At 43.5% G+C, this 26,118-nt stretch carries 29 protein-coding genes; 1 reads left to right on the plus strand and 28 read right to left on the minus strand.

Annotation, left to right across the window (positions count from 1 at the left end; translation table 11 throughout):
- Nucleotides 1–23 precede the first annotated feature (23 nt).
- From ccmB to flhA, 16 genes are all read right to left on the minus strand, one after another.
- The gene (gene ccmB / locus G327_RS0102735; RefSeq protein WP_019613234.1) at nucleotides 24–692 is read right to left on the minus strand and encodes a heme exporter protein CcmB; all 669 of its coding nucleotides are present in this window, start codon (nucleotides 690–692) and stop codon (nucleotides 24–26) included.
- A complete protein-coding gene (gene ccmA, locus G327_RS0102740) occupies nucleotides 685–1,320 on the minus strand; it encodes a cytochrome c biogenesis heme-transporting ATPase CcmA (protein WP_019613235.1) in 636 nt (211 codons plus the stop codon). The genes ccmB and ccmA overlap by 8 nt, the downstream gene beginning before the upstream one ends.
- A gap of 265 nt (nucleotides 1,321–1,585) precedes the next feature.
- Entirely contained in the window at nucleotides 1,586–1,978 is a 393-nt protein-coding gene (locus G327_RS0102745; protein ID WP_019613236.1) for a DUF2802 domain-containing protein, read from the minus strand.
- 20 nt (nucleotides 1,979–1,998) lie between these two features.
- Nucleotides 1,999–2,487 (minus strand): chemotaxis protein CheW, encoded by a 489-nt coding sequence (locus G327_RS0102750; protein WP_019613237.1) that lies wholly within the window; start codon nucleotides 2,485–2,487, stop codon nucleotides 1,999–2,001.
- Between the two features lie 75 nt (nucleotides 2,488–2,562).
- Nucleotides 2,563–3,264: a chemotaxis protein CheW gene (locus G327_RS0102755; RefSeq protein ID WP_019613238.1), complete on the minus strand. Its 702-nt coding sequence runs from the start codon at nucleotides 3,262–3,264 to the stop codon at nucleotides 2,563–2,565.
- Nucleotides 3,265–4,038, minus strand: coding sequence for a ParA family protein (locus G327_RS0102760; protein WP_019613239.1), 774 nt, complete (start codon nucleotides 4,036–4,038; stop codon nucleotides 3,265–3,267). It lies immediately after the preceding gene.
- Nucleotides 4,039–4,040: 2 nt separating this feature from the next.
- Nucleotides 4,041–4,967 carry a flagellar motor protein MotB gene (locus G327_RS0102765; protein WP_019613240.1) on the minus strand — a complete coding sequence of 309 codons (927 nt, stop codon included), beginning with the start codon at nucleotides 4,965–4,967 and terminating at the stop codon, nucleotides 4,041–4,043.
- Entirely contained in the window at nucleotides 4,967–5,719 is a 753-nt protein-coding gene (locus tag G327_RS0102770) for a flagellar motor protein (RefSeq protein ID WP_019613241.1), read from the minus strand. Before G327_RS0102770 ends, G327_RS0102765 begins: the two co-directional genes overlap by 1 nt.
- Nucleotides 5,712–6,902 carry a protein-glutamate methylesterase/protein-glutamine glutaminase gene (locus tag G327_RS0102775; RefSeq protein ID WP_019613242.1) on the minus strand — a complete coding sequence of 397 codons (1,191 nt, stop codon included), beginning with the start codon at nucleotides 6,900–6,902 and terminating at the stop codon, nucleotides 5,712–5,714. The genes G327_RS0102770 and G327_RS0102775 overlap by 8 nt, the downstream gene beginning before the upstream one ends.
- An 18-nt stretch (nucleotides 6,903–6,920) precedes the next feature.
- Nucleotides 6,921–9,188, minus strand: a complete 2,268-nt coding sequence (locus G327_RS0102780) for a chemotaxis protein CheA (RefSeq protein WP_019613243.1) — start codon at nucleotides 9,186–9,188, stop codon at nucleotides 6,921–6,923.
- A gap of 11 nt (nucleotides 9,189–9,199) precedes the next feature.
- Nucleotides 9,200–9,958 (minus strand): protein phosphatase CheZ, encoded by a 759-nt coding sequence (locus G327_RS0102785; RefSeq protein ID WP_019613244.1) that lies wholly within the window; start codon nucleotides 9,956–9,958, stop codon nucleotides 9,200–9,202.
- A gap of 12 nt (nucleotides 9,959–9,970) precedes the next feature.
- On the minus strand, nucleotides 9,971–10,354 hold the full coding sequence (gene cheY, locus G327_RS0102790) for a chemotaxis response regulator CheY (RefSeq protein WP_026339155.1): 384 nt from the start codon (nucleotides 10,352–10,354) through the stop codon (nucleotides 9,971–9,973).
- A gap of 157 nt (nucleotides 10,355–10,511) precedes the next feature.
- Nucleotides 10,512–11,129, minus strand: a complete 618-nt coding sequence (locus tag G327_RS0102795) for an RNA polymerase sigma factor FliA (RefSeq protein ID WP_245542668.1) — start codon at nucleotides 11,127–11,129, stop codon at nucleotides 10,512–10,514.
- Between the two features lie 87 nt (nucleotides 11,130–11,216).
- Nucleotides 11,217–12,086, minus strand: coding sequence for a MinD/ParA family protein (locus tag G327_RS0102800; protein ID WP_019613247.1), 870 nt, complete (start codon nucleotides 12,084–12,086; stop codon nucleotides 11,217–11,219).
- A gap of 46 nt (nucleotides 12,087–12,132) precedes the next feature.
- Nucleotides 12,133–13,596 carry a flagellar biosynthesis GTPase FlhF gene (flhF, locus tag G327_RS0102805; RefSeq protein WP_019613248.1) on the minus strand — a complete coding sequence of 488 codons (1,464 nt, stop codon included), beginning with the start codon at nucleotides 13,594–13,596 and terminating at the stop codon, nucleotides 12,133–12,135.
- Nucleotides 13,597–13,618: 22 nt separating this feature from the next.
- On the minus strand, nucleotides 13,619–15,673 hold the full coding sequence (gene flhA, locus G327_RS0102810) for a flagellar biosynthesis protein FlhA (RefSeq protein ID WP_281167213.1): 2,055 nt from the start codon (nucleotides 15,671–15,673) through the stop codon (nucleotides 13,619–13,621).
- On the opposite strand from flhA, the gene G327_RS27015 reads away from it, so the two are divergent.
- A complete protein-coding gene (locus tag G327_RS27015) occupies nucleotides 15,609–15,779 on the plus strand; it encodes a hypothetical protein (protein ID WP_019613250.1) in 171 nt (56 codons plus the stop codon). The genes flhA and G327_RS27015 overlap by 65 nt on opposite strands.
- A 107-nt stretch (nucleotides 15,780–15,886) precedes the next feature.
- On the opposite strand, the gene flhB is transcribed toward G327_RS27015, so the two are convergent.
- The 12 genes from flhB to fliH all read right to left on the minus strand — a co-directional run bounded on the left by flhB (nucleotide 15,887) and on the right by fliH (nucleotide 25,865).
- A complete protein-coding gene (gene flhB, locus G327_RS0102820; protein ID WP_019613251.1) occupies nucleotides 15,887–17,026 on the minus strand; it encodes a flagellar biosynthesis protein FlhB in 1,140 nt (379 codons plus the stop codon).
- A 111-nt stretch (nucleotides 17,027–17,137) separates the two neighbouring features.
- Nucleotides 17,138–17,929 (minus strand): flagellar biosynthetic protein FliR, encoded by a 792-nt coding sequence (gene fliR / locus G327_RS0102825; RefSeq protein ID WP_019613252.1) that lies wholly within the window; start codon nucleotides 17,927–17,929, stop codon nucleotides 17,138–17,140.
- Nucleotides 17,929–18,198, minus strand: a complete 270-nt coding sequence (gene fliQ, locus G327_RS0102830) for a flagellar biosynthesis protein FliQ (RefSeq protein WP_019613253.1) — start codon at nucleotides 18,196–18,198, stop codon at nucleotides 17,929–17,931. Before fliQ ends, fliR begins: the two co-directional genes overlap by 1 nt.
- A 9-nt stretch (nucleotides 18,199–18,207) precedes the next feature.
- The gene (gene fliP / locus G327_RS0102835) at nucleotides 18,208–18,951 is read right to left on the minus strand and encodes a flagellar type III secretion system pore protein FliP (protein WP_019613254.1); all 744 of its coding nucleotides are present in this window, start codon (nucleotides 18,949–18,951) and stop codon (nucleotides 18,208–18,210) included.
- Nucleotides 18,944–19,357: a flagellar biosynthetic protein FliO gene (fliO, locus tag G327_RS0102840; RefSeq protein ID WP_019613255.1), complete on the minus strand. Its 414-nt coding sequence runs from the start codon at nucleotides 19,355–19,357 to the stop codon at nucleotides 18,944–18,946. The genes fliP and fliO overlap by 8 nt, the downstream gene beginning before the upstream one ends.
- On the minus strand, nucleotides 19,354–19,752 hold the full coding sequence (gene fliN / locus G327_RS0102845) for a flagellar motor switch protein FliN (RefSeq protein WP_019613256.1): 399 nt from the start codon (nucleotides 19,750–19,752) through the stop codon (nucleotides 19,354–19,356). The genes fliO and fliN overlap by 4 nt, the downstream gene beginning before the upstream one ends.
- A 57-nt stretch (nucleotides 19,753–19,809) precedes the next feature.
- Nucleotides 19,810–20,838: a flagellar motor switch protein FliM gene (fliM, locus tag G327_RS0102850; RefSeq protein WP_019613257.1), complete on the minus strand. Its 1,029-nt coding sequence runs from the start codon at nucleotides 20,836–20,838 to the stop codon at nucleotides 19,810–19,812.
- A 141-nt stretch (nucleotides 20,839–20,979) separates the two neighbouring features.
- Entirely contained in the window at nucleotides 20,980–21,507 is a 528-nt protein-coding gene (fliL, locus tag G327_RS0102855; RefSeq protein ID WP_019613258.1) for a flagellar basal body-associated protein FliL, read from the minus strand.
- An 87-nt stretch (nucleotides 21,508–21,594) separates the two neighbouring features.
- Complete coding sequence (locus G327_RS0102860) at nucleotides 21,595–22,965, minus strand: flagellar hook-length control protein FliK (RefSeq protein ID WP_019613259.1); 1,371 nt, start codon at nucleotides 22,963–22,965, stop codon at nucleotides 21,595–21,597.
- Nucleotides 22,966–23,125: 160 nt separating this feature from the next.
- Entirely contained in the window at nucleotides 23,126–23,572 is a 447-nt protein-coding gene (gene fliJ / locus G327_RS0102865; protein ID WP_019613260.1) for a flagellar export protein FliJ, read from the minus strand.
- A gap of 78 nt (nucleotides 23,573–23,650) precedes the next feature.
- Complete coding sequence (fliI, locus tag G327_RS0102870) at nucleotides 23,651–24,982, minus strand: flagellar protein export ATPase FliI (RefSeq protein ID WP_019613261.1); 1,332 nt, start codon at nucleotides 24,980–24,982, stop codon at nucleotides 23,651–23,653.
- Complete coding sequence (fliH, locus tag G327_RS0102875) at nucleotides 24,975–25,865, minus strand: flagellar assembly protein FliH (protein ID WP_019613262.1); 891 nt, start codon at nucleotides 25,863–25,865, stop codon at nucleotides 24,975–24,977. The genes fliI and fliH overlap by 8 nt, the downstream gene beginning before the upstream one ends.
- Nucleotides 25,866–26,118 lie beyond the last annotated feature (253 nt).

The following is a 26,118-nucleotide window of genomic DNA, read 5'->3' on the forward strand; positions in this document are numbered from 1 at the left end:
TATATATTTTAATATCGTCTGTTTTAACTGACACTAACCCGTAATGAAGCGGCGATAGCAAATGGTGATAAAGTAATCGAAGCAACCAGCATTGCACCAAGCAGCGCTAACAGCCCTGAATATGACTGTCCGTAAGCAGCTGCATCAATGGCCATTGTTGAAAATATTAGAATCGGAATACTCAGGGGAAGCATAATTAAACTTAATAATATTCCTCCTTTTCTTAATCCAACCGTTAGGGCAACACCAATCGCTCCTAATAAACTCAAAATAGGTGTACCAATTAATAATGTTAAAAACAGTGCCCAGTAGGTCTCAACATCAAGCGCCAGAAAGGTCGCAAGTAGAGGAGATACTAATAAAACAGGCAGGCCGGTAAGCAGCCAGTGAGCAAAAACTTTAGCGCTTACTAACCACGGAAGAGGATACCGGGTTAGCATCAATTGCTCAAGAGAACCATCGATGAAATCATCTTTAAACAAGCGCTCAAAAGATAACAGCGCGGCTAATAAAGCAGCAACCCAGATAATACCGGGCGCAATTCGCTTCAGCAGCGCAGGATCTGTACCAATCCCCAGTGGAAAAAGAGTAACAACAATAATAAAAAACCAGATTGGATTCAGAATATCACTTTGGCGGCGAAAAGCGCCTTTTAATTCTTTACTGACAACCTGTGAAAATGCCTTAAACATATAAGTCATCCGCCGTTTTTGTCAGTGTTATTTTTGCCAGAAGATTTGAATCAATATTTAAATCCTGATGCGTGGTAAGCACAACGATACCACCGTTTTGAGCATGTTTAATAAACAGCTCTTCTAAAACAGCAACACCTGATTTATCAATAGCAGTAAAGGGTTCATCGAGTATCCATAATGGACAGTCATTAAGCCATAACCGAGCCAATGCAACGCGGCGCAGCTGTCCGGCTGAAAGTTGAGATGCGGTAATATCCTCGTAACCGGCTAAACCAACTTTTGCTAAGACCTGCCACAGATCAGCATTTCTATGACTCGGATGCACCTGTTGGAAAAACTGCAGATTCTCTAAGGCTGTTAGTTCGGGTTTTACACCTGATTTATGGCCAAGATATAGAAGCTCCTGGTAAAAAGACTCGCGATCATCAGATGTTAAGTTTCCGTTCCACAGCACTTGTCCTGAATATGGACTCGATAACCCAACTAGAAGGCGAAAAAGGCTGGTTTTACCGACGCCGTTAGGCCCTTCAACTTGTACAATTTCTCCCGGATTAACAGTAAAACTAAGATCTTTGAATAATATTCGATCCTCACGGACACAAGTTAATTTTTCGCAGTGAAGCATTAATACAACCTAACAAAATAAAACGATTAGAGAGAACGAATACAGCCGCCGATACTGAAGGCTATTTTAAGAGTTTTGAATCCTAGCACAGATAATTAAGCTAAGTAATAAAGATAAAGCATTAATATGAGCAGGTTATGATTCTCTCAAAAGACTCGAATAATAAGGGAGATAAAAAATGCAGGGCTGGCTAGTAATATATCCGGGCAGATAAAACCCGGATTAGGAATTAAACAAGGTCAGGCACAAGGTGAGCGGCAGTTTGTTACTTGCGGTGCAGATTAAGCAGCAGTTCTGCTTCAGCTCTCGGCAGCTCACACTCTGTCATTAACTCTTCAATGGAAGCGCCTAATTCCACCATTTTTACAGCACGCGTGTAAAGCCGGTTTTCTGGCGCCTGTGCGACCAGATTCAATTGATTTTCTTGAGTTTTTTTAATAACAGAATCTAACTGTTGAATCTTTTTTCCCATACCCACTGCGCCGGAATGAATCTCAGTGAATTGTCGTTTATTGGTGTCATTACTTGCTAGTAATGATTTAACAAGCACTTCTAATGCATGGGTTTTCTTAATTAGTTTGTTTATTAAATAAAGACAGATAACAAAAAAAACAAAGGCTAGCACTAAGGCCAGCCAGGGGATATATTGTAAATACATTCACTACCCAAAAATTAGATTTATAAAAGGCTTAACTCATCCCACTCATCATCACTGAGGAGCTTGTTCAAATCAACTAAAATAAGCAAACCATCGTCACGGTTAGTTACCCCTTGAATAAACTGAGAGCTTTCTTCAGTTCCCACATGAGGAGCCACTTCCATCTCTGATTTTTTCAAGTAAACAACTTCAGCAACGCTGTCAACTAAAATACCAATCACCTGCTTTTCTGCTTCGATAATAACAATACGACTGTTATCTGTAATATCAGCAGGCATTAAACCAAAACGAGAACGGGTATCAATGACGGTAACAACGTTACCTCGTAAATTGATAATACCTAATACATAATCAGGGGCACCTGGTACAGCGGCAATTTCAGTGTAACGCAAAATCTCCTGCACCTGCATTACATTGATACCATAAGTTTCATTTTCTAACTGAAAAGTCACCCTTTGGAAGATTTCGTCATCGGAAGAGCTGTCTGATGTTTTTCCGTCTCTATTCATAATATTCTCTGTTCAATTGGGTTGGTTAATAGGTCATGAGTTTATATTAGTTGCTAATCAAAATTTTTCCAGTGCTTAATGTCCGTGAATATTCATTCCGCTATTCAACAGCTTAACTAATTCTTCAGCATGGATTAAAGCGCACATTTTTTCTTTAACCATACCGGCCAGCCATGGCCTTTTTCCTTCTACTGTCCGCCATTTTACCTGCGAACTGTTTAATGTTTCTGTGCCTAATAATTTCTCACAAGACAGCCCCCACCCGGTCGAACCGAGTAAAATATAATGGCTGTAGTTTAATGTTTCCGCAGAAGAACCGGTATTTATCCATTTTGCAGTGTCAACAATATTAAATAATGACTGGTTATGAGTCATTACCCCGGAGAACCAGGCTGGCTTGCCTAATAAAAAATTGAGTGAAGAATCCAGGTGATGAATTCCGCCTAAATCGGTTAAAGGAACTGCAAAAGTTAATCCTGCCAATTCAAAAAATAAAACCTGAAACTCGTTTTCAACTACTAAATTCTCCCATCGTGGAGTTTGAACGGGATTTGTTTCAACAGCTTCGGATAACTGTTGTGCAGTTAAAGTTTCTACTTCTTTTTCACTTTCCGAAAAAACCAGCGTTTCCGGTAAAACAGGCACAGCAGAGCGTAAACTCTCTAACTGCTCATGAACATCATCCGTTAGTGTTTCAGACATCACTTTTTGCGGCGTTTCCTCACGCAGCATAGACGTAAAGTAACTTTCCATTGCCTCATCATTATTATTTTTCATTTAGTACTGCTCTGCTTGTAACAAGTAATTAAGTAAAGTTTCGTATGCAAAAACACCTCGACAGTTACGCGAATAAAAGGAAACGGGTAAGTGTTCCAGGCTTGCATCTCTAAATTTTGTATCCACCGGAATGACACCACTCCAAACTTTGTCTGAGTACCTGTTTTTTAGTACTCCTAAAGTATTTAATGAAGCACGCGTTCTTTTGTCATACATGGTTGGAATAATACAGTAATCAAAGTCAGAATCTCGAGAGTGCTGCATTATCTCCAGCGTTTTTATCATTCGCTCTAGGCCTTTGGATGCTAAAAACTCTGTCTGCACCGGCACCAGTATTTTATCACAGGCGGCTAAAGCATTAACCATCATTACTCCAAGTACCGGCGGACAGTCAATAAGCACAAAATCAAAATCATCTTCCACTAATTTTAACTGTTTATTTAAAAACAGTCCCATGCCCTCTTTATTACCTAATACCCGGTCCAGGGTAGCTAACGCCATAGAAGCAGGAATTAATGAGATGTTATTCATCTCTGTCGGTAAAATAACCTGCTCTAACTCAGATTTTTTCTGAGCAGGCTCCTGAAAAAGATCATATAAACTAACAGGGAGCTGATCCGAGTCGTACTGCAGATAACTGGTTAAAGAAGCATGCGGATCCGTATCAATGAGCAACACTCGAAAACCTCGTTCAACCAGCAGTCCTGCTAATGAAATCACAGTTGTTGTTTTACCCACGCCCCCTTTTTGATTTGCAACAGTCCAAACTAACAACTTTATTCCTGCCTTGTAGTAATTATTAAGCGATTATCTGGTAAATAAATTTCCTGCATCTCTTCACTATCTGCTTTAGGAAGGGCTGGAGGTGTAACGTTATTTTTATCCGCATTTTTAGAATTAACAGCAGGTTCAACAAAAGCATATTTAGAAACCGCAATCACAACCCGGCGACTTCTTGCATTATCCACATTACCCGCAGCATCGGTTAGTGGATAATATTCACCGTAAGCTTCCACCACCATTCTCTGACCGACAATGCCAAGTTCATTTAAAGCATGCAGTACACTAAATGCCCGAGCCCCTGAAAGCTCCCAGTTCGAAGCATATATTTCGTTAGATATTGTATCCAGGTCGGTATAACCACGGATACGGAGCATATTATCTACCGGCTTTAATACAGCGGCTAGTTTACGCGTCAGTTCAGCAGAAGAAGCTAAAAGGCTATGACTTCCGGCTGCAAACAGTAACTGCCCCCCCATCTCAATAGTTAGCCAGTCACCATCAAGATCTAACTGTACCACCTCATTGTTCAGTTCAGATAAGAATAACGTTTCCAGCTCAAGTTTTAATTGACTCAGCTCCCAACCTGCTTTTAATGTATCAACATCTGAAAGTTCGTTATTTGCCTGATTAACCATTCCCTCGGATAACATTGCCGGACCGGAGTCTTCAATAATGCTGTTGCTGTTAGCAGTTAAAATACCTTCACGATCCGAACTGAAAACAGACTGGTTAAGCAGTTGAGTCGCATCTTGAATACTTTGAACAACCTCTTTATATTTATCTTCTTTGCTTGCTGACACGGCGAACAGCACAACAAAAACAGCAAACATTAAGGTCATATAATCTGCGTAAGAAACGGTCCAGCGGTGCAGATCGTTGCCGCTGTGCATCTTCAGCCGGGAGCGGGGGCGAACACGCATTAAAAGGATGCCCGGTCAATATAGCCGTGTAAACGACGATCCAGAAGCAGACCGTTATCACCATGAGCAATTGCAAGCAGACCGATTAAAGTCATCTCTTTGAAGAGAGCTGTATATTGATAATGCAGCCGGATTTTATTAGCGATCGGCAGATATATAAAGTTGGCAAAGCCCACACCATAAATGGTAGCGACAAAAGCAACTGCAATACCTGCACCTAATTTATCGGGCTGGTCGAGGAAACTCATGGCCTGAATCAGACCTAATACAGCACCAATAATACCTATTGTCGGACTGTATCCTCCCATTGACTCATACAGCTGAGCACTGCGTTCATGATGTTCACTGTCTAAGTCAATGTCCTGCTGCAGGATATCCTGCAAAGCTATCTGATCACAGCCGTCAACCAGCATTGCCAGACCTTTGCGAGTAAAAGGATCAAGGTTTTCATTACTTTCATTTTCTAAACTTAACAGACCATGCTGACGCGATTTATAGGACCAGCTCTGAATTTTTTTTGACTGTTCAGCAAGGGAGTGTGAAGGTCTGTAAAAGACTTTAGGAAGCAGCTTTAATGCATGGATAAGCTGCTTACTTGAAGTTTGTACCAGTACCGCTCCTAATGTCCCTCCAAATACAATTAAAAAAGCAGGTAAATCAAACAGACCTTTTATTGATGAGCCATGATAAACTTGTGCAAATAGCAAACTTGAAATAATGATAAAAAAGCCTAAAAAACCAAGCTTATTCATGCTTCAGTTCTACCTTGATTCGCTTTGCCACCTGCTCTAATGGTAAAGACTCAGTCGCAATCCCGGCTTTCGTTACCGCTTGAGGCATACCGTAAACAACACAGCTTGCTTCATCCTGCGCCCAGATTTCCGAGCCTCTCTCCTTCAGCATCCGGGCACCGTCTCGACCATCAGCCCCCATACCGGTCAATACAACCGCAAGTACCTTATTACTGTATAATTTCGATAATGAAGCAAAAGTAATATCAACACTGGGTTTGTAATTTAACTTTTCACTGCCTTCATGGATTCTTATTCTTGCCTGACCGGCACGTCCGTCAAGCAGCATCTGTTTACCGCCAGGCGCTAAATACGCACAACCGGGTTTTAAAACATCGCCGTCAGCAGCTTCTTTTACACTGATCTGACATATCCCGTTGAGACGGTCGGCAAAAGCTTTCGTAAAGGTTCCCGGCATATGCTGAATTAAGACTATCGGCAGTTTAAAGTTACGCGGAAGCTCTGATAAAATAGTCTGTAAAGCAACAGGCCCACCTGTTGATGTACCGATAGCTAAAATGTCATAGGATTTACCTGATGCTTTAAAATGCTTTTTAGGCGCAGGCGTACCAGCTGCAGTTTTAATAGCCGAAGGAGTACTGCTAGAAACAGCCGGTCGTGCTGAACGAGTTGTTTCTGTTGACTTTTTTAATGCCGATAAAGCAGGGCTTGTTCTTAACGGGCTGGAAGCAGGTTTAGCGGCCTCCCTTACTGGTGTTACCGGCCTAGTTGAGACTCGCGGCACACGGCGGTTGGCAATAGCGATAATCCGCTGCTGCAGTAATGCAATCGCCTCCTCTTTATCTCGTGCAATATCTTCAAATTTTTTCGGTAAGAAGTCTGATGCTCCCGCTTCCAGGGCATCTAAAGTTGCACTAGCTCCCTGATGGGTTAATGAAGAAAACATCAGGATAGGAAGAGGGTTAGCCGCCATGATTTTTTTCACTGCGGTAATGCCGTCCATCACCGGCATTTCAATATCCATAGTGACTACATCAGGCTTGACTTTGGCAACCATATCTACTGCTTCTTGTCCGTTATTTGCTGTTGCAATAACTTCTAATGAAGGTGATTTGTTGATAATTTCACTTACTCGACGACGGAAAAAACTCGAATCATCAACAACTAATACTTTTATTGCCATTTAAAATCCTATTTATTTTTATGCGTAATGTTTTAATAAGCTTGGTAAATCCAGGATAAGCGCGATTCCACCATCACTAGTAATGGTAGCTCCTGCCATGCCGGGAGTACCTGACAACAGTTTATCCAGTGCTTTAATAACGACTTCTTCCTGACCGAGCAGTGCATCAACAACAAATGCTATCTGCTGCACACCTAACTGTACAATGACCACATGCCCGACTCCCTGACCTTTTTCAATCGGCTCAGCATTCGGAGCCAGCCAGTCGCGAAGATAAAACAGCGGAATAGCACGATCACGTATAACAATGGTCAGCTGACCATGAACAATGTTTGTTTTACATAAATCCAGATGGAAAATTTCATTTACATTGGTTAAAGGTAAAGCAAATGTCTGCTCTGCAACAACAATCATCAGGGTCGGTAAAATAGCCAAAGTCAGCGGTACTTTTATTTCTAAGCGCGTTCCTTTACCTAATTTTGAATCAATTGAGATAGTACCGTTTAATTTAGTTATTCCGGTTTTAACCACATCCATGCCGACGCCGCGGCCGGAGATATCCGATATTTCAACTTTTGTCGAGAAACCAGGGGCAAATATAAGAGAGTAGGCTTCTTTGTCGGACATTCTATCCGCCCCATCCTGATCTAAGATACCTTTATCCATTGCAATCTGTTTTAACTTATCAGCATCCATACCGGCACCGTCATCTTCGATAACCAGCAGTATGTGATCACCTTCCTGCGAAGCAGATAATAATATTCGCCCTTCTTTCTCTTTACCATTCTGCATACGAACATTCGGCATTTCGATACCATGATCAACTGAGTTTCGCACTAAATGCACAAGCGGATCTGCCAGTGCTTCCACTAAGTTTTTATCTAAATCGGTTTCTTCACCGACCAAATCAAGACGAATATTCTTACCTAAAGTACGCGCTAAATCTCGAACCACACGCGGAAATTTGCCAAATACTTTTTTAATCGGCTGCATTCGTGTTTTCATTACCGAGCCCTGCAGATCACCGGTAACAATGTCTAGATTGGCAACCGCACGGGATATTTCTTCATCTTCGGAGGTTGATTCAAGGCTGACTAAACGGTTGCGTACCAGTACCAGTTCCCCGACCATATTCATGATTTCATCAAGGATACTTGTATCAACCCGCACTGTCGGCTCAGCAGCCGGTGGCGGTGCTTTTTTCTGTGCAGGGGCTTTAGCAGGTGCAGGAGGCTTAGGAGCAGCAGCTTTAGGTGCGGCCTCTTTGGGAGCAGGCGTTTTAACTTCAGGAACAACAGCTGCTTTCACCGATACCGGAGATTTCTCGATTACCGGTGCAGGCGGTTCAACCGGTGCGGGCGTTTTTTCTACACTTGTCTGCGCACTGTTTCCTGCACCGTGTAGCTCATCAAGTAATGATTCAAATTCATCATCGGTTATTTCATCACCCGCAACGGACGTTTTTACAGGTTCAGGGCTTGCTGCGGGAATACCACCGTGAGCGCCTTTACCATGCAGTTCATCGAGTAAAGACTCGAATTCATCATCATTAATATCAGTGCTTGAAGGAGCTGCAGTATTATCTGTACTTACACTTGCTTTTTCAGAAGAAGCGGCCGGCGCCAGACTATGTTTGCCCACACCATGCAGTTCATCAAGCAGTGACTCAAATTCATCTTCAGAAATATCCGCATTTTCAGGGGCGGCGGCAGGTGCAGCTACTGTCGAGCCTGACTGCTGATGCAGTTCATCTAATAAAGCATCAAACTCAGCTTCATCAATTTCATCAATAGAGTTTCCAGCAGGGGAGACTGGTTCAGGCGTTACCGCTTCAGGAGCAGGTGTTTCAGGTACCGGCTCAGGTTCTGCCGTGGCCTGCGGCACTTCATCTTCCGATGCAGGCTTACTTAGGCGATGCAGCTGTTGTAAAATATCAGCCGGAGCAGCCGTTACAGCATCTCCGGTCTGAACAGCTTCAAACTGTTCATTAATAACATCTAATGCGCCTAATATAGTGTCCATCAGTGCAGCATCAACTTCACGATGCCCCTGGCGTAAGCCGTCAAACACATTCTCGGCACCATGGCAGGTTTCAACCAGTTCAGTCAAAGATAAAAAACCGGCCCCGCCTTTTACAGTATGAAATCCACGGAAAATGGCATTGAGTAATTCAGTGTCGTTTGGATTATTCTCCAACTCGACCAGCTGCTCTGATAGTAATTCTAAAATTTCTCCAGCTTCTACCAGAAAGTCCTGGAGGATCTCTTCATCTACTTCGAATGTCATTTTCCGTTTCCTTAAAATCCTAAGCTAGAGAGCAAATCATCAACATCATCTTGTCCATTCACAACATCATCCCGCTCTTCTGCGTTTATGATAGGACCCTCAGCTCTAATATTTTTATCCGTACTATCTGCAGCAGTTTCATCGCCGGAATATTTCTCTCCGGGGTGACAGACTGTTAAGATCACGACTAATTTTGATTCAATTTCCTGCACTAATTCGATAACGCGTCGAATCATCTGACCGGTTAAATCTTGAAAATCCTGCGCCATAAGAATATCTGTAAGAGAAGATCTTAAATTTAATGCGCCGGTTGTTGATTCTTTAATCATCGCATCAATCTGATGGCATAAAATTTTAAATTCACCTAATGCTAAATCTCTAGTCATAAGCCCCTGCCAGCTTGGGGTTACAGACTCAAGATCTTCAATAAGTTTGTCGGCAATAGGCAGGCAGCTGTCAACCGCATCCATGGTTTTATTGGCCGCATTATCTGTCATCTCAATAACATAATTTAAACGTTCTCTAGCATCAGGAATATCCTGACCAGCCAGATCCAGTAATCGAGTGTCATTTTGAAAGCTCAGCAATGCATCATGCAGTTCTCGTGTTAATTCACCAACCTTGTAAAAAACAGCACTATCATCCTCTGATGCTGGCTTACCTGCACTCTCAACAATTTCATTTGCGGCATTTATCTCATCAGCTTCTAAATGAGCGACTAGTGCTTTTGCTTGAGAGAGTGACAGTAACGGCGTTAATTCATGTGCCATACCCATCCCCTTTTAACCTAATCGTTCAAAAACCTTATCCAGTTTTTCTTTTAGCGTACCGGCTGTAAAAGGTTTAACGATATAGCCGTTTACACCAGCCTGAGCCGCTTCAATAATCTGCTCTCTTTTCGCTTCTGCTGTTACCATTAAAACAGGCAGATGTTTTAATTTAGGGTCTTTGCGGATCTCTTTCAGAAGATCAATTCCCTGCATAATCGGCATATTCCAATCTGTTACAACGAATTCAAAATCCCCTTCTTTCAGCATCGGTAAAGCAGTATTGCCGTCATCAGCTTCAAAAGTGTTTGTAAAACCAAGATCCCGCAGCAGGTTCTTGATTATCCGTCTCATTGTTGAAAAATCATCAACAATTAATACCTTCATATTTCTGTCCAAAACGTTCCCCTAAGTAAAAATTTATTTTTTTAATTTATTTACTTAAAACAAATCATAAGTAAATAATTAAAAAATATACAATAATAAACCACTATTTACAGCCTTCTTAGCTCAACTGTGACTCATATCTTGTCAATTTATCAATATTGTTTATATTCTAGGCTGCATCTGCTTTAGCTTTCAAGCGGTGCAGTGCCTGACTGTGAATTTGACTAATCCTCGATTCGCTTACATCAAGTATTAAACCAATCTCTTTTAAATTCAATTCTTCATCATAATATAATGACAGTACTAAAGCCTCACGCTCAGGCAGCTGTTTTATCATAGACACAAGTTTGTTTGAAAATTCATTTTCACTTACTTCATGAAAAACTGCATCATGACTGACCGGTTCGCCTGATAAGCCGTCTTCTGAGCCAGAGAGATCTTCGTATGCAACAAGCTTCGCACAGTTCACATCACGCAGCATCTGCTGGTATTCAGGCAATGTGACATTGAGCTGCCTGGCAATCTCAACCTCTTTAGCATCACAGCCGGTACGCTTTTCAACCTCTGCGATTGCCCCGGCAATACTGCGGCTGTTCTTGTGCACTGAACGAGGTACCCAGTCACCTCTGCGCATTTCATCTAACATCGCACCACGAATACGAATTCCGGCAAAGGTTTCAAAGCTTGCACCTTTGGTGCTGTCAAAGTTTCGCGCGGCTTCCAGAAGCCCGATCATACCGGACTGTACCAAGTCATCAATCAGCACACTCGCCGGTAACCTAGCCATTAAATGATAGGCTATTTTTTGAACTAATTCAGAGTGTTTCTCAATTAGATCAGAGGTGTTATTGTAATAGCCCTGCGCTTTTATCACTTATGAAAACTCACTCATTGCATCAATATCATTAAGAAGCAGCTTCTCAATGAAAAATTCAAGATGCCCGCCCGGCTGATGCGGTATCGGCCAGTCACAAGCACGGTTTGCCAGCGCTTTAAATGCAAGAGATGCAGGTGTCTTTGGAAATGCCTGTACAACAACTTTCTGTTTTCGTACTGCCTGACGAACATTACCGTCAAAGGGAATACAGGCAACCAGCTCTAAAGAAGCATCTAAAAAACGATCTGTCACACGGGTAAGTTTAGTAAATAAATCTTGTCCTTCACGTAAACTACGCACCATATTCGCAACAATTTTAAAGCGGTAGACACCGTTCTGTTTACTTAATATCTTGATCAGCGCATAGGCATCTGTAATGGAGGTCGGTTCATCACATACCACCATTAATACATCTTGAGCTGCCTGAGCGAAGCTGACAACCATGTTTGAAATACCGGCAGCCGTATCAATCAGAAGCATATCAATCGGCGTCTGCAGTGAGCTGAAAGCCTGGATCAGACCGGCGTGTTCAATATCGCTTAACTCAACCATAGACTGAGTACCCGATGTAGCAGGGATGATCATGACACCGTCAGGACCGGTGACAATCACCTCATCCAGGGTACATTCACCAGACAAAACATGAGATAGATTTTTAGTGACGCGAATACCTAATAAAACATCCACATTAGCTAAGCCTAAATCGGCATCAAGCACTAACACCCGTTTACCTCTCTGCGCGAGTGAAACGGCCATATTCAAAGTCACATTAGTTTTTCCCACACCGCCTTTCCCGCCGGTAACGGCAATTACTTTCACTTGATTATTTTTCATTCTTCTTAAGCCGCTTGCTTGATCTGAAATCATTATATTACTCATTATATAAAATTGTTAATTCACCGTGATAAAAAGCTTATTCGCCGTCAAAGCTGCTATGCCACTGGTGCTGTTCTTGTTCAAAAATATTGTTCATCATATCTAATGTGCCGCCGATTAAATTTTCAGTTTTGGCAATTTCGATATCTTCAGGCACCCGCTGCCCGGTTGTTACATAACAAATCGGTAAAGCATGCTGCATCGTGACACTCAGTACTTCACCTAATCCGATACTTTCATCAACTTTAGTTAATATACAGCCTGACAGTGCAATTCGTTTAAAGTGCGCAATGGCCTCTTCAACAACTCTACGTTGTGATGTCGATGAAATTACCAAATAGCTTTGAATATTAACACGACTGTTACGCATTAATGTCTCTAACTGTTCTGACAGTCTGACATCCCGCTGCCCCATTCCGGCTGTATCAATCAGCACTAAACGCTTTTCTCTAAACTGGTAGAGAATCTCTGAAAGCTCATCAGCATCTTTGGCAACACGTACAGAACAGCCCATGATTTTACCATAGGTGGCCAGTTGTTCATGCGCGCCGATCCGGTAAGTATCTGTTGTAATTAATGCGACCTGATCTGCCCCGTACTTCATGCCGAACTGGGCGGCAAGTTTAGCGATTGTCGTGGTTTTACCAACCCCTGTCGGCCCCAGCAGAGCGATGGCCCCGCCCTTGGCTAGAATTTCATTGCTGCCGATATAAATTTTATCCTGCAATAACGCCTGTATATACTGCTGAACTTCAGTGGAAGAAGCATCTTCCGGAATATAACTCGCCAGCTGATCCGCGACATCATCTGAAAATCCTGCTTTGCTGAGCCATTTAATAACCATGGCTCTAATCGGCTCTTTACGTTCCATTTCCTGCCACATTAAGCCAGATACCTGGTGCTCTAACAACTTGCGTAAAGAAGCAACCTCTGCACCGATTTTAGCGATTTCTTTATTATCATTGCTGCGGCCGACGGGAGCACTGCGGCGTGAAGGAGCACTGTTTTGTTTTATTTCATTCTGAGATGCCCAGCTTTGCTGTTCCGCAAGCGTTTTCGGCTGGTTTACTCTCGAAGCGCCTTTCGTCTCAGGTAATGAAAATGCAGGCAGATCTGAGCGAACCTGTTTTTTCTGTACCTTATTTTTAGCCTGCTGCGCATTAACTTTACCAAAAAATGAATTCAGTGATTTAGCAAAATCCTCACCACTGTCCTTGGCACCGTTACGCGTACTTTTCTGCAGTTTAAGAGGTGTGTTTGACTTTTTATTTCCCTGCGAAGATAACTGCACATTATCATCCTGCAGAGCACCAAACAGGTCATCTTTGGGTGGATTTTTTTCTGCCGATGCCTGCTCCGCCTGGTAGTCAACAGCCGCTACAATTTCAATCCCGCCGACCACTTTTTTATTCGACATTATAACCGCGTCAGGTCCTAACACCTCTTTTACTTCGGTCATTGCTGTACGCATATCTTTTGCAAAAAAACGTTTAATTTTCATCGATTATACCCAAAACACCCAGTTACTGCCCAATAGAGCTAATTATTTTTATCTGTTTATCATCAGGAATTTCCTGATAAGAGAGTACATGCAGACTCGGAATTGTATGTTTAACAAATTTAGCTAACGTACCGCGCAATACACCTGAGGTTAATAATACAGCAGCCTGCCCTAATAATTCCTGCTGCTGTGACGCTTCAACCAGTGAGTTTTGAATTCTTTCAGCAAGCCCGGGCTCAATACCAGCACCGTCACTTCCACCCGCCTGCATCGACTGGTGCAATATTTGTTCCAACTCATTAGAAAGGGTGATAACAGGTAGTTCTGGTTCATTGCCTATAATTTCCTGGACTATCATACGTTTTAATGAAATACGACAGGCGGCAGTTAATACTTCTGCATCCTGGCTGCGCGGCCCGTAATCGACTAAAGTCTGCACAATCGAGCGAATATCCCTAACGGCCACATTCTCATTTAACAAACTCTGCAGTACTTTTACAACCGTACTCAACGAAAGAATTTCCGGTACTAAACCTTCAACAAGTTTGGGGTGCTTCTTAGCTAATAAATCCAGTAAGTTCTGCGCCTCTTCATGTCCTAATAACTGCGCGGCATGGTTACTTAAAATTTGACTCAAATGTGTTGCTACAACCGTTGCCGTGTCTACAACAGTATAGCCTAACGCCTGAGCCTGCTCCCGCTGCACCTCTTCTATCCACACCGCCTCAAGACCAAAAGCCGGATCTATTCCGGCAACGCCGTCAATAGGGCCGAAAACCTGCCCGGGATTAATGGCCATCTCTTTATCATGATAAATATCTGCAAATCCGCAGCTCACGCCCATCAGTGAAATATTGTAATTATTGGGTGCTAAATCCAGGTTATCGCGAATATGCACAGGCGGGATCAAAAAACCCATCTCCTGAGACAGTTTTTTCCGCACCCCTTTGATGCGCGCTAATAGTTCCCCGCCCTGGCTTTTATCAACCAGAGGGATTAAACGATAACCCACTTCTAAGCCTATTGTATCGACACTCCGCACATCATCCCAGCCGAGCTCTTTAACCTCAGCCTGCTCACCAGCAGCCGCAACCGCCGTTTCCTGTGCCAGCTCATCGGAAGATGCCTGTTTTTTGACACGATTAAGCTGCCAGTACGCACCACCGGCCGCTATCCCGCCTAAAGTTAAAAAAGCCAGGTGAGGCATGCCCGGCACAATACCCATCACAAATAAAATTCCGGCGGTGATCATCAAAGCTTTTGGATCGTCAAACATTTGACCCAGCACACGTCCGCCCATATCAGCTTCTGTATTTTCACGGGTCACGGTAATCGCGGCGGCAATCGACAGCAGCAGCGAGGGGATCTGCGCAACTAAACCGTCACCTATGGTTAAAATAGTGTAAATTTCAGCAGCCTGTGCAAAGGGCAGATCAAACTGCACCATACCGATAATAAAACCGCCGATAATATTGATAAACAGGATCATAATGCCGGCAATAGCATCACCTTTTACAAATTTACTGGCGCCATCCATAGAACCGTAAAAATCCGCTTCCATGGTCACTTCTTCACGGCGTTTGCGCGCCTGATCCTGATCGATTAAACCGGCGTTCAGATCCGCATCAATCGCCATCTGTTTACCGGGCATTGCATCTAGAGTGAAGCGGGCACTAACTTCGGATATTCGTCCGGCACCTTTTGTAACAACGACGAAGTTAATAATCATTAAAATAAGGAATACAATTAAACCAACGGCCAGATTACCGCCGATAACAACCGATCCGAATGCTTCAATTACTTGTCCGGCGGCGGCTCCCCCTTGATGCCCTTCAAGTAATACAATACGGGTAGAAGCAACATTAAGCGCCAGACGTAACAGAGTTGCGATTAATAACACAGTTGGAAAGGCGGCAAAGTCCAGGGGCTTTTTGGTATAGATAGAGACAAGCAGAACAACCAGAGCCAGGGCAATATTGAATGTGAATAACATATCTAAGAGCAGCGTCGGCATGGGTAAAATAACCATACCTAAAGCCGCCAAAACCATAATAGGCGTACCAAGTCCGCCGGCTATTCTAGCTTTATTTGCCCATATTGAGGTGAATACCGTTTTAATGTTAATTCCCTATAATTATCAGATGATCCCTATAACAGCAGATGATGCCACAAAAGATGCATAGTAACTATGCCATTATGCAACAGCCGTACCGGAGGTGTACGGATTTAATGACAATAACTTGAACAGCTTCTAAATAAAAAGAAACCGAAAACTAAGAACGTCTATATATTAATCGTTATATTTAAACGCTTCTGGAATCTGCAGATCATCAGGTAGTTTTTTCGGACGGCCAGAGCGTCCTTTACGGAACTGATCCAGCTGATAAATATATGCGAGCACCTGTGCAATCGCTACAAACAACTCTTCTGGAACCTCTTCATTAATTTCAGTGGTATGATAAATAGCACGGCATAAAGGCGGGGTCTGCATCACCGGCACTTCATATTCACGTGCCACTTCCCGTATTTTAAGCGCCATAAAATCAACACCTTTAGCAACAACATAGGGAGCCCGTTCTCCGTCCTGTTCGTATTTTAATGCCACAGAATAGTGAGTCGGATTGGTCACAATAACATCGGCATCGGGCACATCCCCCATCATTTTACGCTGCGACGCTTCATACTGGAGCTGTCTAATACGCTGTTTTACTTCCGGTTTTCCTTCAGAGTTACGAAATTCATCTTTGACCTCCTGCTTGGTCATTTTCATTTCCTGAGTATGCTTATAGATCTGATAGGGCACATCAACAGCAACAATTAACAGCATAGAACAGCACAAGAGAATAAACATCCAGGAGATCATATCTAACGCTTCAAACACGCTGCCGGGTAAAGGTGTAACCGACAGATGCAGGATCCGCTCAAAAGTCGTGCCCAAAATCCACCATACCATGCCGATTACAACCAGTACTTTTAATATGGACTTTAATAATTCAACCCAGGCCTGCAGACCTAACATACGTTTTAAGCCCGCAGCAGGACTTAAACGATTCCACTTAGGCATCATTGCCTTGGTACTGAATAACATACCGCCTAATAATGAACTGCCTAAAATAGAGATAACAAAAAGCATAAACAAGATGGTGAACATCGGCAGTGCTAAGCCGGTAAAGCTGCCGCTTAAATGAAGCCACATATGCTCAGGGTTGAATAGAACAGTACGCTCAAAAGTAAATGCGCGCTTCATCATGACAGACAGCTCATATGCCAGCCTGTCACCAAAAACCAGGAAGGAGAGCGCAGCCGAAATCAAAACCGACGCCGTTGCTAACTCTTTAGAGCGGGCAACCTGGCCCTTTTCTTTGGACTTTCGAAGCCGCTCGGGGGTGGCTTCTTCGGAACGTTCCGTTCCGTTTTCATTTTCAGCCATGAACTAGACTCCGGTTGCTGATATTAACTGCAGAGACACAAATTATAGATAAGCTAATTATAGGAAAATTAATCAATAACTATGCCATTATTGGGCAGAAGAAATGAATATTTAAGGTGCTCCACAGGCATTATTTAATAATTCACACATTAAACCGATACCGCGCAGCCATTGGTTATTAAAATGAACAGGCACATTTACCAGGGTTATCCATAAAACAAATAACCCAAATACCATGCTGATGGAAAAACCTAAACTGAATATATTCAACTGCGGCGCAGCCTTAGTCATAATACCAAAAGATAAATTAACCAGCAGCATTGCCACCATAGAAGCGATCGAAAAAGCCAGAGCAGCGCGAAACATCAAAGAAAACCAGCCCGCCAGTTTCTCATAATCGACGGCTAATAATCCGTCCATTGAAACCGGCAGCGTATCAAAGCTTCTGACCATCATCTCAATCATTAACAGGTGACCATCTGCGCCTAAAAACAGCAGCGTCACCAGCAGTACATAAAACTGACCAACAACAGGTGAAGACTGACCATTCATCGGATCTGCCATTGAAGCAAAACCTAGGCTAGTCTGCATTGCAATCACCTGCCCGGCAACCACAAAGGTCTGTACAACAAAAACAGAGACGGTGCCGATAGCAATGCCGATCAGCACCTGCTGCAGGATCACAAATGCACTGGCCAGCGAAAACAGCTCAATATCTAATGTAATGGGGGGAAGAACAGGCACCACTGCGGCTGTAACTGCAAAAGAATAAAACAAGCGGATCCGTGCAGGTGTGGTACGAGAGCCGACAGCAACCATCACCATCAGCATGCCGGCAATACGACAGAAAGCCCAAAAATAAGCAGCTAGCCAGTCAAGTAAAAACTCCGCAGAAAAGTGCATCAGCCTACTACCTGCGGTATCTGTTCAATCATGGAAAAAAAGAATTCCATAAGCTTATTAAAGCCCCAGTGCGCGCCGAATGCTAATGCAGTTAAGGTCATCATTAAACGCGGTAAAAAACTCAGTGTTTGTTCATTAATTGATGTGGCGGCCTGAAAAATAGCAACCACTAAACCGATTAATAAGCTTGGTACTATCGCAGCCGACACCAGCATCAGTACAGTCCACAGGGCTTGACGGAAAATGTTTACAAAAACTTCCGGTTCCATAACTCCTCCCTACAAACCAAAGCTGTTAGCTAAACTGCCCATAATTAAATTCCAGCCGTCAACCAGCACAAACAGCATTAACTTAAAGGGCAGCGATACAATCATAGGGGATAGCATCATCATACCCATTGCCATTAATATACTCGCCACCACTAAATCGATAATCAAAAACGGGATAAAGATCATAAACCCTATCTGGAAAGCCGTTTTAAGTTCGCTGGTTACAAAAGCTGGAATCAGCACGGTAATCGGCACCTCTGCCGGAGTATCGACCTGTATATTAGCTATTTCCAGAAAAGTCTCTAAATCTTTTAATCTAGTTTGAGCCAGCATAAACTCCATCATCGGCTTCTTGCCTTTTTCCAGCGCCTGGGTGATGGTCATTTCTTCATTCAAATAGGGCTGCAGGGCAGTTTCATTCACCCGGTCAAATACCGGCGCCATAATAAAAAACGTTAAAAAAAGCGCGATGCCGTTAATCACCTGATTCGACGGCGTCTGCTGCAGCCCCGTAGCCTGCCGTAAAATAGACATCACCACCACGATACGGGTAAAAGATGTCATTAAAATCAGCATAGCCGGTAAAAAGCTCAGCGCCGTCATAAACGCCAGAACCTGCAGTGTCACACTATATTCCTGATCTCCACCAGAGTTAGTTGTCACTGTGACAGCAGACAAAGCACCAGACTCGGCAAACAGATGCGGCGAGACAAGCAGTAAAACAGCACCAATAGCCAGAAATATTCTATTCATGATTTTTATTACTTATTTTAGATAATAATACGGCAAACGGGTTAACCACAGCCTCGTTATCCGGCTCATTTTCTGTTGTTACAGGTTTTTCAAACTTATCAAGTAAAGTGATATTCTGCTCAGTGACACCTAATAGATAGTGCTGACCGTTTATTTCAATCATCTGTACCCGGCCTTTACTGGTCAAAGGCTGCGTTGCCACCACTTTAATCGCCGATTTTCCTTGGCCATTTTTTAACAGGTTGGTTTTTTTCATCAGATAAGCAAAAACAAAAATACAGACAATCACTAATAATAATGACGCAAGCATGCTGCCTAGTGCTAAATCAGGACGGCTGGCTGTTTCTTGCACGCCAAAACTAAGCACAGGAAAAAAAGCACCGACAAGTATAAAAAAACGTATCATTTAAGTTTTTTAATCCGTTCAGTCTGGCTGATAACATCCGTTAAACGAATACCGAATTTATCATTTACCACCACCACCTCGCCATGCGCAATCAAAGTACCGTTCACTAAAACATCAAGCGGCTCTCCGGCAATACGATCCAGTTCCACAACGGATCCCTGATTTAACTGCAGCAGGTTACGAATATTTATTTTACTGCGCCCGACTTCCATGGAAATTGTGACAGGAATATCTAAAATACTGTCTAATCGAGCATGCTCTTCTGCACTTAACGTTGAAGATGTATCCTGAAGTTCATCGAGCTCAACATTATTGACGTTATCTCCCTGTCCCGCATCACCAGATTCCTCAAGTGCAGCGGCCCACTCATCAGCCATATCTTGTTCAGTGCTCATAATTTTTCCCTATCAATTTCTTTTTTAATAATATTCAATAAATCTGCAGGTCCTTAATTACTCTGCATCACTCATATCTTTTAAATTACCCAGCTGCAGCTGGGTGTTCTGTATTTCAGGCCGATCAATGCGCTCAGTGATTTTCAATGCTAAGTTTTCATTTGACTTGCCTAACGTTCCCCTGAATGTCGGTAAACCTTCAACGGAGACAAGCAGAGACTCGGGCATATCTACCGGAATAATATCCCCGACTTTGAAATCCATCATGTCACGCAGCGGCAGCACTGTTTCCAGCAGCTTAGCGGTAAAGTCGACATCTACGTCCATAATTTCATCCTGCAGAGCCTGGCTCCAGCGCTGGTCGGTATCCTCTTTATCACTCTGTACGCCGGCATCCAGTAATTCCCGGATCGGCTCCAGCATTGAGTACGGCATAGCGATGTGGAAATCACCTCCCCCGCCGTCAAGCTCAATATGGAACGAGTTAACCACAATCACTTCTGTCGGACTGACAATGTTTGCCATCGCCGGATTTACTTCCGAGTCTAAATATTCAAATTCAGCATCCATTACCGGCGCCCAGGCATCATGATAATCTTCAAATATTATTTTCAGAAGCATTTGAATAATACGACGTTCAGTAGGGGTAAATTCGCGCCCCTCAATTTTGGCATGATAACGTCCGTCCCCGCCAAAAAAATTCTCCACTAAAATGAAAACTAAACGTGCTTCCATGGTGATCAATGCAGTCCCTTTTAACGGGCGAAAACGGACCATGTTTAAACTGGTTGGAACAAATAAGGTATGAACGTACTCGCCAAATTTAAGCATCTGCACCCCGTTAATGGAGACTTCCGCGGTATGGCGCAGCATATTAAATAAACTGATTCTTAAATGGCGGGCAAAACGCTCATTAACCAGCTCAAGTGTCGGCATCCGCCCACGAACGATCCGGTCCTGCGATGAAAAGTCAAAGTGGACAAGGGAATCATCTCCCTCGTCACCACCTTCAACGACATCCTCTTCAACATCATCAACACCATGTAGAAGCGCGTCAATCTCGTCTTGAGATAATAAATCTGCCATGAAAAACCCTACTGCTGTAAAAAATTACTGTAAAAAGCGACTGAAAAATAAGGAATAATCTGCGGCTTTGTTTTTATATCTGATCTTTACTTCATTAAATCTTTGCCGTTGATCCGGAATATATCCAGCGGCGGCAGATAATTACTGTAAAACAAAACCGGTGAATAATACTGAATCTATTAATTCTTTATTCTCCAGCTTAGTGGTTGCTTCGTTTAATGCTTTTAATGCATAAACTCGGAGAAGTTCTTTACCAGCCGGATCCCGCAGCTGCTGAACAGTCGCCGCACCGAAAACGCGTACCAGCGCACCTTCTAATAAAGGAATATGTTTTTTAGCTAAGGCTTCATTTGCGCTGCCCCGTACCATCAGCTGAACCTTAATCTGTACTAGACGATCACGTTTTCCATCCATTACATTAAAAACAAAAGGTCTAGGCATCGCAACGTAGGTTGCTGCTAGACTTTCAACAACTTGTTCTTCTGAGCTTCCTCCTTCAGTCTGCTCTGCAGCGGCCTCTTCTTCACCGCTGAACAGAAAAAAGTAAGCAGCACCGCCTGCAGCTAACAACAACACAACGGCGGCGACAATGATTATCAGCTTTTTTTTACCGCCTCCTGCAGGAGTTCCTTCTTCTAATGAAAGCTCTTCATTTTCTTCTTCAGCCATCTGTTTATTCCCTGTTATTATTATTTGCCAATGTCAGCGCTGATTTTAATGCATCTTTTCTACGAATCCAGTAACAATTAATCTCCTTTAGGCATAATAATCAATTCCTTGAGCTGGAAGCGGTATTTTTGAAGGAATCCACTGACTGTTGTCACCTGTTTCCTGCTGCAGAAGCTCGCTGCCGGCAGCTCCGCCTGTATTAATCACGCCGTCTTTCGCCTGTTGATTTTGGCTCTGCTGCTGATTATTCTGCTCTACACTAGTATCTCCGAGGCTGATCCCCTGCTGTGCAAGCTGTTCACGTAATCTTGGTAGATTCTGTTCGATAAGATCCCGGCTTTGTCCAACTTGAGTCTGAATATGCAGCTGCACTTGATCCTGCTGTACTTGTAACTTGATATGCATTGAACCTAATTCGGCAGGATCCAGACGTATCTGAATTTCCTGCTTACCCTGGCCGATCATCATCATAATACGCTCCCCTAACAGAGCAGATGCATGTTTAGAATGCAGCTCTAAAGGTTTTTGTAAAGCGGATTGTGCTTCTTGAGTATTATGATTAATTAGCTTATCAAGACTAGAAACGTTACTAGCGGCTGCTCGTAACGGACTGTTCTCAACCGAATTAGTAAGAAAGTTTCGCTCGGCATCATTTTTATGCATAAATGCAAACGGTTCGCTTTTATCTATTGAACGAGCAGACATTTCTGCACTTAACAAATCATCAGTTGAATTTTTCTGCATAGACTTACCGGCATCCTCTGCACTCGAAAATACCGCTTTCAGCTGCTCCTTATCCTCTTTCCCAGCCCCTTTTTTTACCTCATTCGACAGCTCTGAGCTTTCAGAAGCTGCCTGCACCGCTTTTTGCGCGGCTGTTATTTTTGTATCTATTTTTTGAGCGGCTTCAATCTGTGCCAGAATAGGGTTACTGTTTTTATCTGCATTATTCACTGCAGTACCGGCCAAAACTCCCCCCGGAATAGCTTCCTGGCTATCGGCAGGGTTCTTCATATCACCAGCCAAGGTGATTTTATCTTCAGCAGAAACAGCTGTTAAATTACCTGCTTCTAAATCACTCTGCAGCGTTTCACGGCTCTGCTGCAGCACATTCCCAGAGGCGGCGCTTTGATCTGTCTCGACAGCAGCGTCCAGCTGAGGCAGCTCTTCAGATAACTGCTCTTCATTGTTGATTTCTGCACTATCATCCTGCGGCATCTCATCATTAGGCTTCACTTCTTCTAATAACTCATCCGCTGCAAGTTCAGTCTCAATTTCACCTTCACTATTGCCCTGCCCCTCAATGACCGAGTCAAGAAGCAGAGAGAAAGCCTCGCCCGATTTATCTTTTTCAATCGGCGGCAAATCGCTCTCTGTTTCGCTCTCAACAGCAGCAGCCGATGAACTTTCATTCGACGGCGCGGCAGAGGGACCGCTTAATAATATTGATTGCATCATAAATTTAGCTCTCTCTAAACAAAACCAGTGACAATTTTGTAACACAGAATAATAAAATGGATATTTCTACCGCTTTTGCGGCTGAAAATAACCGCTAATCAAATTAAAAAGATCTACATTAATCTTAAGCAATTTGCAGACCAAATCTATAATCACCAGATTAAATGCTGGATCTTTTTTGGAAAAACTGGAAAGTAGCAAATTCATCAAGCAGCTGCTGTTCCTTCCTATCTGCAATTTTTGCTTTCTGCAGTGCTTTTTTTTCCAGGAGCATCGCCATCGCTTTGCAGCTCACCTGACTATCCAGCCACTGCTTTTTAGCCGTATGCACATCATATTCAAATTTAACCAATCCCTGCTGCTGCTTGCTCAAGCCTTGATCTATCTGCACAATAAACTGCTGATACTTTCCAAGTTCAGATATTGATAATCCTTGGGAGCCCTTTTCGCTTAACTGGGTAATATACTGACGGCGATACTGCTGTAGATTTTGTAACTGTTGACGGTATTCAAATAGGCTCTGCTGCGCTTTTTGATATGCCCGTAATGCTTGCTCTACCTGTTTTTCGCGTTGCTCATAGACAAGCTGCAGTGCATTTCCTGACATCTCAAACTCCTTTTACATTTAGCTGGCAGCAATACGCCTGGTTCTCTCTGCGGCAGAGGGATCTTAGTTAAGAAGCTGTTAGCTATTTACAAATTCCTGCGTTAACGTCGCAAGCTGCGTCAAACAATCGTTGTAACTAATGCTTTCTTTCATTCCCTGTTGCAAGAAATGATCCAGCCTTGGTCTAATCACAATCGCTTTATCAATTCGCGGATCACTTCCTCTGGCATAGGCGCCGATGGTGATCAGCTCTTTATTTTCCTGATATAAGGAGTAGGCCTGTTTTAACACTCGAGCCAGTGTCTGATGCTCATCGGATGTCACCATGGGCATAACACGACTGATCGATTTACCGACATCAATAGCAGGAAAATGCCCTGAATCCGCTAGTTCCCGCGATAAAACAATATGCCCGTCTAATATTGCTCTGGATGCGTCGGCAATCGGATCCTGCAGATCATCTCCTTCTGTTAATACGGTAAAAAAGGCACTGATCGATCCCTGATTTTCATTACCGTTACCAGCACGTTCAACTAAAGCGGGTAATTTTGCAAAAACCGACGGCGGATAACCTTTTGTTGCAGGAGGCTCACCGATTGCTAATGCAATTTCACGCTGCGCCTGCGCAAAACGGGTTAATGAGTCCATTAACAATAAAACATTCAACCCCTGATCGCGGAAATATTCTGCAATCGTTAAGGCTGTTTCGCAGCCTTTTAAACGCATTAACGGAGAAGCATCCGCAGGTGCGGCAATGACAACAGCCCGCTTACGCCCTTCTTCTCCTAATATCTCTTCAATGAACTCTTTAACTTCCCGGCCACGCTCACCTATCAAGCCAACAACAACCACATCGGCATTTGTGCCTCGGGTCATCATACCCAGCAGTACACTTTTACCGACACCGGAGCCTGCAAAAAGTCCCATACGCTGGCCCTGACCAACGGTCAGTAATGCATTAATCGCTTTAATTCCAACATCAAGAGGATCTTTAATCGCTTTACGGCTTAAGGGATTAATGCGCGGGTTATTATACTGACTGGTATGAGCGGTAATAATTTCGCCTTTACCGTCCAGCGGACTGCCAAGCCCGTCAACAACACGCCCCAACAGCTCCATACCGACGGGGATCCCCTGTGCTTTAAGCTGTGGAATGACCCGAGCACCGGGCAGCACACCTGTTAAACGCTCACTGGGCATTAAAAATAGACGTTCACCAGAAAACCCGACTACCTCGGCATCAATAAATCCGTCATTGGTTTCAACATGACAAAGACTACCGACCGCAGCGCTGCAGCCTATCGCCTCCAGCGTTAACCCCACCACACGCACTAGTTTGCCCGATACGGTTGGATGAGTAACTGACTCACCAGTCTGGTATTGTGCAAGGCGCTGGGCAAGTTTATTCATTTATAACTTCTTTATCTGAATCTGCTGTTTCTGCAGGAGCTGCCTGCTCAGCTGCTGGCACAGTATTTTCCACTGGATGATCATTAAGTAAACTTGAATCGTCATTTTTCTGCGGAAGCTGTGTATGGTTATCTTGAAAGAAATGTTTCAGTACCTGTTCGATACGGGTTGAAAAGGCGTAGTCGACACTGGATGTCTGAGTATGTATCTGACAGTCACCACGTGCTAAGGCGGGCTCAGGCTGCAGGTCCCAACCGCGCTGTAAACAAACCTCTGCTGAATATGCGTCCTGCACAAAAACGAGATCATCGGGATGTAATAGGATTTTTAGTGTCTGCTCAGAAACAGGCAGAGCTTCAACTGCCTGTTTTAAAGCCTGCAGAATTATCTGCGGATTGCTTTGTACTTCACAACGGGTAATCTGTTCAGCCAGCATGGTTGCCAGGCGGATAAGCTGATATTCAACATTATCATCTAATTTTTCAAGAGGGTTATGTAAGCGTTCAATTAACAACTGCCAGCGGCTGATCTGTTTATCGATCTGTGCCTGCCCTTCATTCAGCCCCTGCACAGTCCCTTGTTCAAGCCCCTGCTGATGGCCCTCACTTAAACCTTGAGTCTTGCCATCCTCTAGCCCCTGCGCAAAACCGGCGTCTTTACCCTCTTTAAAACCGTCTTCATAGGCAGACTGACGAATAGCCTCAATATCATCCAGCGTTAAAGGCTGCGGTTGTTCTTCAACGTCTTCTTCAACGATCTCTTTTTCGCGATGATACCAGTTTGCCGGTTTTCCGAATAAAGTTGTTTCCTGCGCTTCCTCTGTTTCACTTTCATCAAGTTCCGGCAAAGACCAGTGTCTATAATCGCTGTTTTTGTCTACCATGCACTGTATGTCCTTTTACCAGTTTGAGTACTATCCGAATTCGCATCCGCCGCCAGGCACCATTTCACCTGCATAGGATAAACGACGAGCGGAATTTTAAATAGACAGTCTAATTCTATAAGAATTCATCACAGCAGCCGCCAAGCATAATCTCTCCGGCATCGGACAGACGACGAGCGGAATTTTAAATAGACTGTCTAATTCTATAAGAATTCATCACCGCCGCCGCCAAGCATAATCTCTCCAGCATCGG

Source organism: Psychromonas ossibalaenae ATCC BAA-1528, from assembly GCF_000381745.1.
Lineage (GTDB): Bacteria > Pseudomonadota > Gammaproteobacteria > Enterobacterales > Psychromonadaceae > Psychromonas > Psychromonas ossibalaenae.

Coding starts and splice junctions, on each gene's coding strand:
- ccmB (WP_019613234.1), bottom strand. CDS start 692: ATGTTTAAGGCATTTTCACAGGTTGTCAGTAAAGAATTAAAAGGCGCT.
- ccmA (WP_019613235.1), bottom strand. CDS start 1,320: ATGCTTCACTGCGAAAAATTAACTTGTGTCCGTGAGGATCGAATATTA.
- G327_RS0102745 (WP_019613236.1), bottom strand. CDS start 1,978: ATGTATTTACAATATATCCCCTGGCTGGCCTTAGTGCTAGCCTTTGTT.
- G327_RS0102750 (WP_019613237.1), bottom strand. CDS start 2,487: ATGAATAGAGACGGAAAAACATCAGACAGCTCTTCCGATGACGAAATC.
- G327_RS0102755 (WP_019613238.1), bottom strand. CDS start 3,264: ATGAAAAATAATAATGATGAGGCAATGGAAAGTTACTTTACGTCTATG.
- G327_RS0102765 (WP_019613240.1), bottom strand. CDS start 4,967: ATGCGTGTTCGCCCCCGCTCCCGGCTGAAGATGCACAGCGGCAACGAT.
- G327_RS0102770 (WP_019613241.1), bottom strand. CDS start 5,719: ATGAATAAGCTTGGTTTTTTAGGCTTTTTTATCATTATTTCAAGTTTG.
- G327_RS0102775 (WP_019613242.1), bottom strand. CDS start 6,902: ATGGCAATAAAAGTATTAGTTGTTGATGATTCGAGTTTTTTCCGTCGT.
- G327_RS0102780 (WP_019613243.1), bottom strand. CDS start 9,188: ATGACATTCGAAGTAGATGAAGAGATCCTCCAGGACTTTCTGGTAGAA.
- G327_RS0102785 (WP_019613244.1), bottom strand. CDS start 9,958: ATGGCACATGAATTAACGCCGTTACTGTCACTCTCTCAAGCAAAAGCA.
- G327_RS0102795 (WP_245542668.1), bottom strand. CDS start 11,129: ATGGCTAGGTTACCGGCGAGTGTGCTGATTGATGACTTGGTACAGTCC.
- G327_RS0102800 (WP_019613247.1), bottom strand. CDS start 12,086: ATGATTTCAGATCAAGCAAGCGGCTTAAGAAGAATGAAAAATAATCAA.
- flhF (WP_019613248.1), bottom strand. CDS start 13,596: ATGAAAATTAAACGTTTTTTTGCAAAAGATATGCGTACAGCAATGACC.
- G327_RS27015 (WP_019613250.1), top strand. CDS start 15,609: ATGGGTAAAATAACCATACCTAAAGCCGCCAAAACCATAATAGGCGTA.
- flhB (WP_019613251.1), bottom strand. CDS start 17,026: ATGGCTGAAAATGAAAACGGAACGGAACGTTCCGAAGAAGCCACCCCC.
- fliR (WP_019613252.1), bottom strand. CDS start 17,929: ATGCACTTTTCTGCGGAGTTTTTACTTGACTGGCTAGCTGCTTATTTT.
- fliQ (WP_019613253.1), bottom strand. CDS start 18,198: ATGGAACCGGAAGTTTTTGTAAACATTTTCCGTCAAGCCCTGTGGACT.
- fliP (WP_019613254.1), bottom strand. CDS start 18,951: ATGAATAGAATATTTCTGGCTATTGGTGCTGTTTTACTGCTTGTCTCG.
- fliO (WP_019613255.1), bottom strand. CDS start 19,357: ATGATACGTTTTTTTATACTTGTCGGTGCTTTTTTTCCTGTGCTTAGT.
- fliN (WP_019613256.1), bottom strand. CDS start 19,752: ATGAGCACTGAACAAGATATGGCTGATGAGTGGGCCGCTGCACTTGAG.
- fliM (WP_019613257.1), bottom strand. CDS start 20,838: ATGGCAGATTTATTATCTCAAGACGAGATTGACGCGCTTCTACATGGT.
- fliL (WP_019613258.1), bottom strand. CDS start 21,507: ATGGCTGAAGAAGAAAATGAAGAGCTTTCATTAGAAGAAGGAACTCCT.
- G327_RS0102860 (WP_019613259.1), bottom strand. CDS start 22,965: ATGATGCAATCAATATTATTAAGCGGTCCCTCTGCCGCGCCGTCGAAT.
- fliJ (WP_019613260.1), bottom strand. CDS start 23,572: ATGTCAGGAAATGCACTGCAGCTTGTCTATGAGCAACGCGAAAAACAG.
- fliI (WP_019613261.1), bottom strand. CDS start 24,982: ATGAATAAACTTGCCCAGCGCCTTGCACAATACCAGACTGGTGAGTCA.
- fliH (WP_019613262.1), bottom strand. CDS start 25,865: ATGGTAGACAAAAACAGCGATTATAGACACTGGTCTTTGCCGGAACTT.